The following is a 12,693-nucleotide window of genomic DNA, read 5'->3' as shown; positions in this document are numbered from 1 at the left end:
ACGCGACGTCAGTGCGGCGCCGGGTGGCCTGACGTGCCCCGAGCACGCACCTGATGTGGTGCATCCGCCCGGCCGAGAGGCCGATCTGGCTCACCGCGGCGGGTCTACCTGTTGTCCGTCCCGCCGGTTACAGCTCGGGGCAGACGGGTGGGTAGACCCGTGCACCGGCCGGTCGTATTGGTGATCGGCCGGCGCGACGGGCGCCGTGCGGGGCGCTGGTGATGCGTCAGGCGGTGTCGGCTGGGCCGCCAACGGAACCTGCCGGCACGTAGGGACGGAGTTCCGCCGCCAGTTCCTCATGCACACGGGCCTTGAGCAGGGTGCCCTCCGGGGTGTGTTCTTCGGAGATCACCTCGCCCTCGGCGTGCACACGAGAGACGAGGCCACCTCGTGTGTAGGGCACAAGCGCCTCAAGCTCAACGCTCGGCCGCGGTAGTTCCGCGTCGATGAGCGCGAGCAGTTCCTCGATGCCCTGTCCGGTACGCGCCGATACGGCAATAGCACGCTGCTCGACCCGCAGCAGCCGTTGCAGGACCACCGGGTCTGCCGCGTCCGCCTTGTTGACGATCACGATCTCCGGCACCTGGACGGCGCCCACGTCTCGGATCACCTCGCGCACGGCCGCCAACTGCTCCTCGGGCACGGGGTGCGAACCATCGACCACGTGCAGGATCAGGTCAGCGTCCCCCACCTCCTCCATGGTGGAGCGGAACGCTTCGACCAGGTGGTGAGGTAGGTGTCGTACGAAGCCGACGGTGTCGGCCAGCGTGTAAAGCCTGCCGCTGGGCGTCTCAGCGCGACGGACGGTCGGGTCCAGGGTGGCGAACAACGAGTTCTCCACCAAGACACCGGCGCCGGTGAGGCGGTTGAGCAAGGACGACTTGCCCGCGTTCGTGTAACCGGCGATCGCGACGGATGGAACCTTGTGGCGCTTACGCTCCTGCCGCTTGATGTCGCGGCCGGTCTTCATCTCCGCGATCTCACGGCGCATCTTCGCCATCTTCTCGCGAATCCGCCGCCGGTCGGTCTCGATCTTCGTCTCACCAGGGCCACGGGTGGCCATGCCGCCACCGCCGCCGCCGCCCATCTGCCGGGAGAGCGACTGACCCCAGCCACGCAGCCTCGGCAGCATGTACTGCATCTGCGCGAGCGCGACCTGCGCCTTGCCCTCTCGGGACTTGGCGTGCTGGGCGAAGATGTCCAGGATCAACGCCGTGCGATCGACGACCTTGACCTTGACGACGTCTTCCAGGTGAATGAGCTGGCCGGGGCTGAGCTCACCGTCGCAGACGACGGTGTCCGCGCCCGATTCGAGCACCACGTCACGCAGTTCCTCCGCCTTGCCGGAACCGATATACGTGGCCGGGTCGGGCTTGGGGCGACGCTGGATGACGCCGTCGAGAACGAGCGCTCCCGCCGTCTCGGCGAGCGCCGCGAGTTCCGCGAGCGAGTTTTCCGCGTCACCCGCCGTGCCGGACGTCCAGACGCCCACCAGCACGACGCGCTCCAGGCGCAACTGCCGGTACTCGACCTCGGTGACGTCTTCGAGCTCGGTGGACAGGCCCGCGACACGGCGCAGAGCGGCCCGCTCGGAGCGGTCGTACTGCTCGCCGTCACGCTCCTCATCGACTTCGTGGCTCCAGGCGACGTCCTCTTCCATCAGGGCGTCGGCCCGAAGGCTCTCGGGGAGGCTCTGCCGGTCCGAGGTATCCGCGGCGGGGAACGACTGCTGCTGGGAAGGGGTTGTCATTGGTTCCTTACGTCGTGTGAGAACAGTCAGTGTCGATAACGCTCGGCCGCCCGAAACGATTCCCGGGCCGCCGCCGCGCCGACACTTTGATGGTGCCACGCACGATCGCGGGGGTCACGCGGGTTTTCCGCGGCTGTTTCGCGGCTTTTCCGCGGCGTGGCCGAAGTGGCCGGGCGTAACGAGCGAGGCATGCCGGATGAACGGGGCAGGGAGGCGGCCGGACCATCAGGGTGAGCCAGCCAGTTGACGGGGGGCGGGGCGGCGTTCTCGGGGGTGGTCCTTGGAGTGATGAAGGGGCGGGGCATGGGGCGCGGGGCGGGCGTGGGGCGTAGGGCCGGCATGGGGTGCGGGGGCTGGCCCTCGGAGCGTCAGGCTCGGGGCCGGGGCCGGGGGGCCTCGCCTCCACGGAGCGCGGGGCACGGGGCACGGAGCCCCAGCACGGGCAACGGGGCCCGGAGCACGGAGCGCCGACCCCGGCGGGAACGGGAGCGGCAGCAGCGGCAGGGCGTGTTACACGCCCGCCGTCGTGAGTTCATGACCCGCGCGGGTGACGTCGTACACGCTGGGCACCTGGCGCATGGCGCGCATCAGCAGCGGCAGCCGACCGGCGTCCGGCAGTTGCAGCGTGTACGTGTGCCGAACGCGCTGCTCATACGGTGGCTCCACGGCCGCGGAGATGACCTCTGCTCCCTGTGCGGCGATGACCTCGGTGAGGTCGGCCAACAGGTGGGGCCGGCTGAATGCCTCGGCGCAAAGTGTCACCCGATAGCCGCGGGTCGTCGTCTCGGCATCCAACTGCCAGTGCACCTCAACCGACTCCCGCCCTTCCTCGGTCATCCGCGTCACCACGGGGCAGGGCACCCGGTGCACGGTGACCGCTCCACCCCGTACGGCGAACCCGGTGACCTCGTCCGGTGGCACCGGCGTACAACACCCGGCCAGTCGCACGGCGACACCGGGCTGGCCCACGACGACACCGGGGCCACGGCGTGCGTCTGACGCGCCCCGCTGCCCGCCGGGCGTGCCCTCGGTGCGGGGCGAGCCCGGTGCACGGGACGAGTCCGCCACACCGTTTGCAACGTGTGCACCGGGCTCCTGGGCCCGGCCCGCAGCGGCCGAGGCGGCGCCTTTGCCTTCTGACATGTTCCGGCGCCCCGTGGCGATGTGCCGCTGCCGCCCGGAAGCGGGCTCGGCGCCGTCGCCCTCCCCATCGTGGCCAGCGGCCCGACGCCCGGCGCTGACCCGGCCGTCGATGCCCCGCTCGCGGTCAGCCGAGACAGTGCCCCGGCCGCGTACAGCGCTCTTCGGCGCACCCCCCGTGCTCGCCTCGGGCTCTGCTTCGTCGGAGCCAGCACCGTCTTGTGCTGCGGTGGCCACCGCAGCGTTGCTGGCCGGGGTGGACCCGACAGGAGGTGCAGCACGGTCGCCGTGGGACGCCGGTTTGGCCATGGCCACGGTGTTGTCAGGCGGCGGCGTGCCGGTACTCGGGGCGGCGCCAGTGCTCGGAACGGTGCCGTGGCCGTCGTCGTCATGCGGCTCGCCACCTCGGGTCGGGGCCGGGAGGCGCTCAGCCTCCCCGGCGCCGGGCGGGGCGACGATCGGCGGAGGTGAGGCAACGAGCAGGGCGGAGGCTGCGTTCAGCGCACCGCCGCCGTCCGCCGTGGCGCTGCTGTGCGCGGTCTCCTCCAGTGCGGCGCGGGCTCCGTCTGTGGCCCCCCGGGCCCCGTGCTCCGCGCTCCGTGCCCCGTGCCCCGTGGCCCCGTGCTCCGTGGCCGGCGCTCCGTCCGCGGCCCCCCGTGCCCCGTGCCCCGTGCCCCGTGCCCCGCTGTGGGCCGTCGCCCCGTCCTCCGGCGCCCCGGGCCTCGCGTGGCCGTGCTCCTTGTCCTGACCGCCTTCTGCCCCCCGTGCCCCACTGCCCGCGGCAGCACGCCCTGCGGCGCCACGCGCTACGGCCCCGAGCGTCGCCAGGCCGCTCTTCCCGGCTTCCTCCCCATCCACACGGGACTCGGCCCCGTGCTCACCTGTAGCGGGGGCAGCCCCGTGCTCAGCCGCATGGGGCGCTGGCGCGCCCGACTCGCGCTCGCCACCGTCCGAAGGCGTCGCGTGATGCGTAACGGCACCGCCGTGGGCAGCGGGGGAGCTCGCGGCATCGGAGCCCGGATGGGGCGGGTGGTCGGGTGCTGTCTGGTGAGAGTTCAGCCAGTGCGTGATGGCAATCCGTGCGGCTGGAGTACGCGCGTGGGCGAGCCATTCCGGGGATGGGCCGGACGACGCGGCGTCGCGTCCGCTCGCCATCAGGAACTCGACACCGTCCCCGTCGTGGAGCGCCGTACTGAGCGTGACGAGCCGGCCGTTGACTCGGGCACCTACACAGCAGTGCCCGGCCGCTCCGTACCGCGCGTATACGGCGTCCACACAACTCGCCCCGTCGGGGACGCTGAGTACCGTGCCGTCGAGGGCGAAGACGGTGATCTCACGGTCCTGGGCGAGATCGTCGCGGAGCGAGGACCAGAAGGCGTCCGTGTCCGACACCGCGCGCTGCCAGTCCAGCAGCCGCGACAGCCAGCCGGGCCTGGTCGGATCGGCCCGCTCGCCGTCCGCCCCGTCCCCGGCACCGTGTCGCTCCCCCGTGCCGCTCCCACCACCCGTCGCCGTACGCTCCGTGCCCTCCGCTCCGTCCGGTGCGGGGGCGTACGGATTGCCCAGTGCGACCACACCGGCCTCGGCGGCGTTGTGCATCTGCTGGGTGCGGATGAGCACTTCGGTGATCTCGCCGGCGTCACCGGCGACCGCCGTGTGCAGCGACTGGTAGAGATTGAACTTCGGTACCGCGATGAAGTCCTTGAACTCCGAGATGACCGGCGTGAAGCACGTGTGGAGTTCGCCGAGGACCGCGTAACAGTCGGCGTCCTCCCCGACGAGCACCAACAGCCGCCCAAGGCCCGAACCGGACAACTCGCCCCGTTTGAGTCGCGCCCGGTAGACCGAGACGATGTGCCGCGGCCGAACGAGCACGTCAGCGGCGATGCCCGCCTCGTGTAGTACCGCTCGTACGCTGCGTGCGGTCTCGGCCAGCGGGTCGGGGCGGGCGGCGTGCTCGGCGATCAGCTCACGGGTTCGTGCGTACTCCTCCGGGTGCAGGATCGCGAAGACCAGGTCTTCAAGCTCCGTCTTGAGCGCCTGTACGCCGAGCCGCTCGGCGAGCGGGATCAGTACGTCGCGGGTGACCTTGGCGATGCGGACCTGCTTTTCGGGACGCATGACGCCCAGCGTGCGCATGTTGTGCAGCCGGTCAGCGAGCTTGATGGACATGACCCGCACGTCGTTGCCGGTGGCGACGAGCATCTTGCGAAACGTTTCGGGCTCTGCTGCGGCCCCGTAATCCACCTTCTCCAGCTTGGTGACACCATCGACGAGGTAGCGCACCTCCTCGCCGAACTCCTCCCGCACCTGAGCGAGCGTTACCTCGGTGTCCTCGACCGTGTCGTGCAGCAGCGAGGCAGTCAACGTCGTGGTTTCGGCGCCGAGTTCCGCCAGGATGAGCGTCACGGCCAGCGGGTGAGTGATGTACGGCTCACCGCTCTTGCGCATCTGCCCCCGGTGCGAGGACTCGGCGAGCTCGTACGCCCGACGCAGCACGTCTAGGTCGGCCCCGGGGTGGTGGGCACGGTGCGTCTTGACCACGTGCTCGATCGCATCGGAAACTCGGCCCCGTGGCGTCGGCCCTAAGAGCGCGGCCCGCCCGAACCTTCGAAGGTTACGCAGGTCGATGAGGGGGCGGCCACGCCTTCGGCCGAACGCAGCCTGTTCTGCTGGGTTTGTGGCCTCTGCGCTCATGGGCACCTCCGGCGGCATCGACCGGCGAAGCAGCGACTGCCGGGGCGATCGGCCCCTGGGGCACCGAACTGGCGCCCGTGCCGGTGCTTGATGCTACCGAGCCCATCACCTGCCACCGAACCGCTCTCGCCAAGCGTGAACCAGATCACCCATTCGAGCGAGCCAAACGAACCGATGTTTCGTCAGCGGGCTTCCGTGGAAGAGGCGTCAAACCGCCCGCCGCGCGGCGAGCTCGCACTCCGTGTCCATCCGGTGCGCGCCTGTCCGGTGAGCATTCATCCGCTGAGCGGTCCCGCCCCACGCTCGCCGTCGCTCCCAAGCGTCGTACGCAGCCACGCTGGGTCCAGTGTTCCCTGCGCCACGATGACGGCGGGCCCCGTCATCTCCACACTGCCGTCCGGAAACTCGCTGATCGCCAGCCTGCCGCCGGGGACATCGACCGTGTACGTAACAGGGTGGCCGAGTTCTGCGGGGTCCAGGCCGTCGCGGCGTGCGGCGGCCACCATCACGGCGCAGGCGCCAGTGCCACAGGACCGGGTCTCCCCCACGCCCCGCTCGTGCACGCGCATGGCAACATGCCGCGGACCGCGACTCACCACGAACTCGACGTTCACGCCGTCCGGGTACACGGAGGCGGGCTGCACACCTGGCGCACTGAACAGGTCGCCCGCATCGGCGAGATCATCGACGAACGCGACCGCATGCGGATTGCCCATGTTCACATGACGCGCCGGCCAACTACGCGCCCCCACCGAGACGGTGACCGACGCATCGAGCCCGGCCGGCAGCAGCGCCCGACCCATCGTGACGGTGATGTCGCCCCCGGCCTGCCCCTCGTCTTGCGAGGCTGCGGAGGGCAGGGCCTTGGCGACGGCCTTAGCAACGTGCACTCGGCGTACGCCTGCGCGCGTCGCGATGGCGAGGTCGCCCTCGTCGGCCAGCCCGGCATAGCGCAGGTAGCGAGCGAAAACCCGCACCCCGTTGCCGCACATCTCGGCGATGCTGCCATCACCGTTGCGGTAGTCCATGAACCACTCGGCATCGGGCGCCATCGCCTGCGCCTCGGGGTGCGCGGCGGACCGTACGACATGCAGCAGTCCATCGCCTCCGACGCCCGCACGGCGATCACAGATACGCGCCGCAACCGCCGCGGACAGCTCCAGGTGGCCGTCCGGGTCGGGGACGATCACGAAGTCGTTCTCGGTGCCGTGCCCCTTGAGGAACAGGAGCGGCTCTGTGGTGCTCATGCCTCAATCCTACGGCGCCGCGGTGGACAGCGACGGCGTGCGGGGCGCCCGGCCCGAAGCGCGCGGCCCCGGCGCCGCCTAGGGGCGCCTACGGTCGGAGCGCGGGGCCCACGGGGCACGGGGCGGGGCTTACGGAGGCGGGTCACGGGGTCCACGGGGCGGCTGCGAGGCCGGCTCCGCAAAGAGACATCAAGCGAAGGTGGGGCTGACGACGGGGCCAAGGGGGCTAGCAGCAGAATGGCTAGCGGAGGCGGGCGACGCGCCAGATGGCCAGCGCCGCGAGGAGTCCGACCATGGCGATGTAGGCGAGCACGTAACGCCAGTCGGCCTTGCGGCCCGAGCCGCGGGGCGGCAGGCCGGGCCAGGTATAGCCAACGCGTCGGGCGGCCATGAGGCCCCAGCCAGCCGCGCAGCAACTCAGCAGCAGCCCGAGCATGGAGACCACCGCGCCTCCGTCGCCGAACTCGAAGGCGAGGGGGAAGGCGAACATCAGCGAGCCAAGGGTGGCAAGCCCGACGATGGGCGCGATCTGCCAGATCCGCAGCCGCCGTGGCGGGCGCAGATCGCGGAAGGATTCCGCGGGCTCGCCCCGCGGCGCGTCGCTGTTGTCCTGTGCGTCCGGCCCGTCCGGGGTCAGTGACTCGGACTCCTCCGGAACGAGTGACTCCGGCTCATCTCGCGGTGGTGTCTCCGCTGTGTCGCGAGGGCTGGCCTCCATCGCCGTACGCCCTCCCCACTTTCAGCATCGCGGCACGATCGAAGCTCGATGATGGCACGATCGGAGCGGCCTCCAGGGCGCACGGAGCGTCCCGATGCCATCACGTGATCAGGCTGTGACCGCTCGTTCGACCAACGTCAGCGCGTGCCCTTGAAGTTCCCCCAACCGCTCGGCAGCACCGCTGAGCCAGTGGACGCGCGCGTCGCGCCGAAACCAGGAGTCCTGCCGGCGCGCGAAGCGTTTGGTCGCGCGTACGGTCTCCGCTCGCGCCGCCTCCTCGCCATACTCTCCCGCCAGCAGCGCGAGCACCTGCTGATATCCCAGGGCGCGCGACGCCGTGCGCCCCTCCCGTAGGCCGGCTTCCTCAAGCCGCCGTACCTCGTCCACCAGCCCCGCTTCCCACATCCGGTCCACCCGCCGGGCGATCCGCTCGTCCAGTTCGGGGCGTGCGACGTCCACACCGATCTGCACCGTGTCGTAGACGGCTCCACCGTCCGAGTCGGCCTCGGGCAGGTTGGCGGTAAAAGGGCGCCCTGTGATCTCAATGACCTCCAGAGCGCGGACGATGCGGCGGCCGTTACTGGGGAGAATCGCGGTGGCGGCCCTGGGGTCAGCAACGGCGAGCCTGGCGTGCAGCGGGCCGCTGCCGCGCTCGGCCAGTTCCTGCTCCAACCGGGCTCGTACGACAGGGTCGGTGCCGGGGAATTCCAGGGCGTCGATCGCGCCCCGTACGTACAGTCCGGAGCCACCGACAAGCACCGGCGTGCGACCTTCGGCGAGCAGTCGGTCGATCTCCTTACGGGCCAGCCGCTGATACTCGGCCACGCTGGCTGCCTGGGTGACGTCCCAGATGTCCAGCAGCCGATGCGGTACGCCCTGACGCTCGGCTGGGGGGAGCTTGGCGGTGCCGATGTCCATGCCGCGGTAAAGCTGCATGGAGTCGGCGTTGATCACCTCGCCGCCGAGGTGCCGGGCCAGGGCGGCCCCCAGATCGGATTTGCCCGCCGCGGTAGGACCGACGACGGCGATGACCCGCGGAGCGGGAACTGCGCTGTTCACCGGGCCAGTCTCGCAAACCTTGGGGCCACTCCTCGAACGAGCGACGTGACGAGGGTTCGCGGCGGTCGTTGCCTGTTGCGAGGTTTCGGCGACCGGCCCGCGGAGCCGGGTTCGATGGATGGCGCAAGAGACCCCTCCGCTCCCGACCGGCATTTCGCCCCTGCACGTTAATCTATGGAGTGTTTACGGGCGTTTTGTCAGAGTTTCGTCGTGAGTCGGGCGCGGTGAGAGGCCCGGTCGCCGAGACGTTGGGCGCAACTGAGGACGGTAGCCTGGCGGCGGAATCAGCCACGGAAGCCCCGGCTCCAGTAGGGCGCCAAGAGCTCGACACGGCGCCGGTGAAACCGTGGGCGGATGCCTCCGCCGCTGAGAACGCCGAGCCCGGCGCCGAAGCGGTGGATGGCGCCGCGATTCCGCAGCAACAGTGCGCTGCTCATGCGGCGGACAGCGAGGCCGGGGAGGACGCCCGTCAGTAGTCCTCCGACGAGGGAAGGTGGCCCCATGGGCCTGCTGGACAATCTCAAGGCGAAGGCCGGTCAGCTCAAGGGCAAGGCTGGTGACCTCGCAAATCAGCACGGTGACAAGATCGAGCGCGGTCTGGACAAGGCCGCAAAGACGGTCGACACGAAGACCAAGGGCAAGTACAGCGGCAAGATCGAAAACGGTACGGGCAAGGCCAAGGGCGCCCTTGATCGCCTCGCGCACAAGGACGACGGCGGCAAGGGCCCGCAGGGTCAGTGAAAGCCTGAAAACCTCTGAGAACACCTGACCAGCAACACGGCCGCGGAGCAGCGCTCCGCGGCCGTGTTGCTGGTCCCAGGCCCTAGGACCAGGTGGCGACGAAATAGCCGACGCCGTACGGCGCCTCGTCGTACAGCAGCTCGCCGCGCAGGCCCGCCCCGTTTCCCGCGCCGGCGAGCACCTGCCATGGGGCGCGGCCCGACGCCAGCAGCTCATGTGCCAGGCTCGCGGGCAGGGCCGTCAACGCGTCGGTGTCGGCCGCGCCGAGCGCACGGGCCGCCTCCGCGTCGAATCCGGCCGCCCGCTCGTCGAAGTAGCCAGGCGCCTTGAGCGTCCGGCGCGCGCTGCCGTCTCCGGACACCAGCAGAGCCACACGTCCAGCAGACGCCGCCAGCTCACGCCCCAGCAGGGTGCAGCGGTCTGTGGTGAGTGACTCCGCGACACCGACGCCTTCCGCAGGCGCAGCGCTCCAGCGGGCGCGCCCCAGCAACCAACTGCCGGTGGCCAGGGACAGCGGCAGTTCGCGCCGGGCCGCTTGGGCTACCCCGGGCCCCGTGCCGGGTTCCGCCGCGCCCCGCTCCCCGAGTTCCGTGTCGGGCTCCGCCCCGTGCCCCGTCCCCGCGCGATCGTGGCTGGCGCCGTGCCCCGTAGCGGAGCCAGTGCCATGCTCCGTGTCGGCCCCCGCGTGGCTCCGTGTCCCGCGCTCCGTGCTCCGTGCCCCGTGCCCCGTGACCAGGTCGGTATCGAGCCCCGTAGCGAGGCGTACCGTCAGGTCCACGCCGAAGTTGCGAAACGAGCCAACGGCGCCGCTGGGGTACCGGCCATCAGCGTGGGCAGCGGTCGGGCCGAGCACGATGAGACGGTCGGGGCGCGCGGCGGCCAGCACGCTGATCGCGTCCGAGCATGCGTTCCGCAACTGAGCTAGTTCGGGTGTGGCTCCGGCGGCGACCTCGGGCACGAGCAGGGGCGGGCAGGGGCACACGGCAGCAGCGACAAGCATGATCAGCAGCCTAGCGCCGTCAGCTCTCGTCCCCCGAGTCCCAAACCAGCTCACACACTCGGAAGCGGCACGGATACAGCTTGCTGCTCCAGGAGCTCTGAGTGACCAACAACCAGCCGTCGTCAGTGCGGTACAACCGCCTGCGGTGCGGGTTCATCGGATGCCTCGGCTGATACGTCCGCGCCTGCTCCCCCAGCAGTGCGAGCGCGTCCTCGCGCGTCCCATCGATCTCGGTCAGCACCTCCAGCGTGTCGATGTCGTTTTGACCCATCGGTGGCTCGACAAGCAGTCCCCAACGCGCCATCACTCTCCCCCGTCTCCGCTCGCATCCGCCGTGCGCGGCCGGCACGTGCTCGGCTCTTTGCCGTCAGCCGGCTGCCGTCCGCTGGCCACAGCATCCGGCCCCCGCCGCCCACTGATGCCGAGCGGGCATCGCGTACGCACTCGGACAAAGGCGCTCCGTTACGCGCCGCCCGACCGATGCAACCGCCGTGCGCGATCAGCGGCGTATCGCCCGCCGACACGCAACCCGCGCGCCGTGCGGTTCCGTCTGCCCCATGGTTTTCCACAACCGCGCCCCCTTGATCGTGCGGTTGTACGCGACGCCCGCCGTGCGGACTCAGGGGCACGACGGCGCCCGTGGCGGGTGCCGTGAACGGGGCCGCCGCGCAATGGTCGGCGGCGCACCGTCCGCCACGCATCGACGGTCCACGGACCAGAACGACGGGCACCGCCGACCGCTCGCGAACAACAACAAAGAGCGGGGCAGTCGGCAGCGACGTCGGGTCCCGGTCAGCGGACGGCGCAACCGCCGGGTTCCGCGGGCAGGGGCGCCGGCGCGCCGATCGTGGGCAGACCGAGCATGACGCCCGCGGGCTTCTGCTCGGGTGCGGCGTTGCGCTTCTCCCACGCATCGCCAGCGCGTGTGCGCCGTACGCCCCGTGCGGGGCCTTCGGCGAGGAGGTGGTGCGGCGCCGCGTACGTGATATCGACCGTGACGACGTCGCCGGGTCGTACCTGCTGGTCGGGGCGGGCGAAGTGCACCAGGCGGTTGTCGGGGGCGCGGCCGGAAAGGCGGCGGGTGGCGTCGTCTTTACGCCCCTCGCCCTCGGCGACCAGTACCTCCACGGTGCGGCCGATCTGGCTTTTGTTCTCCGCCCAACTGATCTCTTCCTGAAGGGCGGCCAGGCGCTCGTAACGTTCCTGCACGACCGCCTTGGGGATCTGGTCGTCCATCTCGGCGGCAGGGGTGCCCGGACGCTTGGAATACTGGAAGGTGAACGCCTGGGCGAACCTCGCCTGCCGCACCACGTGCAGCGTCTGCTCGAAGTCGGCCTCGGTCTCGCCGGGGAAGCCGACGATGATGTCGGTGGAGATGGCTGCGTCCGGCATGACCGTCCGCACCTTCTCGATGATGCCCAAAAAGCGCTCCTGCCGATACGAGCGCCGCATGGCCTTCAACACCGCGTCGGAGCCGGACTGGAGCGGCATGTGCAGTTGCGGCATGACATTCGGGGTCTCCGCCATGGCAGCGATCACGTCGTCCGTGAAGTCACGCGGGTGCGGCGAGGTGAACCGCACGCGTTCCAGCCCCTCGATCGCCCCGCAGGCGCGCAGCAGCTTGCTGAACGCCTCCCGGTCGCCGATATCCGAGCCGTACGCGTTCACGTTCTGGCCGAGCAGGGTGATCTCGGTGACGCCCTCGGCGACCAGAGCCTCGACCTCGGCGAGAATGTCGCCGGGCCGGCGGTCCTTCTCCTTGCCACGGAGCGCGGGGACGATACAGAAGGTGCAGGTGTTGTTGCAGCCCACCGAAATGGACACCCACGCCGCATAGGCGGACTCGCGGCGGGTGGGCAGCGTCGAGGGAAACGCCTCCAGCGACTCGGCGATCTCGACCTGGGCCTCTTCCTGGACCCGCGCCCGCTCCAGGAGTACCGGCAGGCTGCCGATGTTGTGCGTGCCGAAGACCACGTCCACCCACGGGGCCTTCTTGACGATCGTGTCGCGGTCCTTTTGGGCTAGGCAGCCACCCACCGCGATCTGCATTCCCGGCCGCTTCGTCTTCATCGGCGCGAGTCGGCCGAGGTTGCCGTACAGCCGGTTGTCGGCGTTCTCCCGCACCGCGCAGGTGTTGAAGACGACAACGTCGGCATCGCCCTCGGCATGCCCGTCGGGCGCCCGCACAAAGCCGGCGTCCTCCAGGAGCCCGGACAGCCGCTCGGAGTCGTGGACGTTCATCTGGCACCCGTAGGTGCGCACCTCGTATGTCTTCGCACTCATCTCAGTTGACCAGGGTACGTGTTCGGGTCCGTTCCCCGCCCCTCCCTTCTGGACACTG

The 12,693-nt window shown here is 70.5% G+C and carries 10 protein-coding genes; 2 read left to right on the top strand and 8 right to left on the bottom strand.

Annotated features, from left to right (window positions below; translation table 11 throughout):
• Nucleotides 1-226 precede the first annotated feature (226 nt).
• The 5 genes from hflX to miaA all read right to left on the bottom strand — a co-directional run bounded on the left by hflX (nt 227) and on the right by miaA (nt 8,611).
• Complete coding sequence (gene hflX / locus FHS42_RS22085) at nt 227-1,750, bottom strand: GTPase HflX (protein ID WP_184574590.1); 1,524 nt, start codon at nt 1,748-1,750, stop codon at nt 227-229.
• Between the two features lie 510 nt (nt 1,751-2,260).
• The gene (locus FHS42_RS37355; RefSeq protein WP_246495185.1) at nt 2,261-5,587 is read right to left on the bottom strand and encodes an HD domain-containing protein; all 3,327 of its coding nucleotides are present in this window, start codon (nt 5,585-5,587) and stop codon (nt 2,261-2,263) included.
• 275 nt (nt 5,588-5,862) lie between these two features.
• Nucleotides 5,863-6,834, bottom strand: coding sequence for a diaminopimelate epimerase (gene dapF, locus FHS42_RS22070; protein ID WP_184574588.1), 972 nt, complete (start codon nt 6,832-6,834; stop codon nt 5,863-5,865).
• Between the two features lie 241 nt (nt 6,835-7,075).
• Nucleotides 7,076-7,552, bottom strand: coding sequence for a hypothetical protein (locus FHS42_RS22065; RefSeq protein ID WP_184574586.1), 477 nt, complete (start codon nt 7,550-7,552; stop codon nt 7,076-7,078).
• A gap of 108 nt (nt 7,553-7,660) precedes the next feature.
• The gene (gene miaA / locus FHS42_RS22060; RefSeq protein ID WP_184574584.1) at nt 7,661-8,611 is read right to left on the bottom strand and encodes a tRNA (adenosine(37)-N6)-dimethylallyltransferase MiaA; all 951 of its coding nucleotides are present in this window, start codon (nt 8,609-8,611) and stop codon (nt 7,661-7,663) included.
• A 338-nt stretch (nt 8,612-8,949) separates the two neighbouring features.
• Here miaA and FHS42_RS22055 point away from each other — a divergent pair, with 338 nt between their 5' ends.
• Nucleotides 8,950-9,087 (top strand): hypothetical protein, encoded by a 138-nt coding sequence (locus tag FHS42_RS22055; protein ID WP_184574582.1) that lies wholly within the window; start codon nt 8,950-8,952, stop codon nt 9,085-9,087.
• 25 nt (nt 9,088-9,112) lie between these two features.
• The gene (locus FHS42_RS22050; RefSeq protein WP_184574580.1) at nt 9,113-9,352 is read left to right on the top strand and encodes an antitoxin; all 240 of its coding nucleotides are present in this window, start codon (nt 9,113-9,115) and stop codon (nt 9,350-9,352) included.
• An 82-nt stretch (nt 9,353-9,434) separates the two neighbouring features.
• Here the strand turns inward: FHS42_RS22050 and FHS42_RS22045 are convergent, their stop codons facing one another.
• The 3 genes from FHS42_RS22045 to miaB all read right to left on the bottom strand — a co-directional run bounded on the left by FHS42_RS22045 (nt 9,435) and on the right by miaB (nt 12,635).
• Complete coding sequence (locus FHS42_RS22045; RefSeq protein ID WP_184574578.1) at nt 9,435-10,352, bottom strand: class III extradiol dioxygenase subunit B-like domain-containing protein; 918 nt, start codon at nt 10,350-10,352, stop codon at nt 9,435-9,437.
• Between the two features lie 19 nt (nt 10,353-10,371).
• Nucleotides 10,372-10,656, bottom strand: coding sequence for a hypothetical protein (locus FHS42_RS22040; protein WP_184574576.1), 285 nt, complete (start codon nt 10,654-10,656; stop codon nt 10,372-10,374).
• A 488-nt stretch (nt 10,657-11,144) separates the two neighbouring features.
• Complete coding sequence (miaB, locus tag FHS42_RS22035) at nt 11,145-12,635, bottom strand: tRNA (N6-isopentenyl adenosine(37)-C2)-methylthiotransferase MiaB (RefSeq protein ID WP_184574574.1); 1,491 nt, start codon at nt 12,633-12,635, stop codon at nt 11,145-11,147.
• Between the last annotated feature and the right edge of the window lie 58 nt (nt 12,636-12,693).

Origin of the sequence: Streptomyces zagrosensis, from assembly GCF_014203645.1 — a bacterium.
Taxonomy (GTDB): domain Bacteria; phylum Actinomycetota; class Actinomycetes; order Streptomycetales; family Streptomycetaceae; genus Streptomyces; species Streptomyces zagrosensis.
The sequence above is the reverse complement of the archived record's forward strand: the minus strand, read 5'-3'. Positions and strand labels throughout refer to the sequence as shown.

Coding starts and splice junctions, on each gene's coding strand:
- hflX (WP_184574590.1), bottom strand. CDS start 1,750: ATGACAACCCCTTCCCAGCAGCAGTCGTTCCCCGCCGCGGATACCTCG.
- FHS42_RS37355 (WP_246495185.1), bottom strand. CDS start 5,587: ATGAGCGCAGAGGCCACAAACCCAGCAGAACAGGCTGCGTTCGGCCGA.
- dapF (WP_184574588.1), bottom strand. CDS start 6,834: ATGAGCACCACAGAGCCGCTCCTGTTCCTCAAGGGGCACGGCACCGAG.
- FHS42_RS22065 (WP_184574586.1), bottom strand. CDS start 7,552: ATGGAGGCCAGCCCTCGCGACACAGCGGAGACACCACCGCGAGATGAG.
- FHS42_RS22050 (WP_184574580.1), top strand. CDS start 9,113: ATGGGCCTGCTGGACAATCTCAAGGCGAAGGCCGGTCAGCTCAAGGGC.
- FHS42_RS22045 (WP_184574578.1), bottom strand. CDS start 10,352: ATGCTTGTCGCTGCTGCCGTGTGCCCCTGCCCGCCCCTGCTCGTGCCC.
- FHS42_RS22040 (WP_184574576.1), bottom strand. CDS start 10,656: ATGGCGCGTTGGGGACTGCTTGTCGAGCCACCGATGGGTCAAAACGAC.
- miaB (WP_184574574.1), bottom strand. CDS start 12,635: ATGAGTGCGAAGACATACGAGGTGCGCACCTACGGGTGCCAGATGAAC.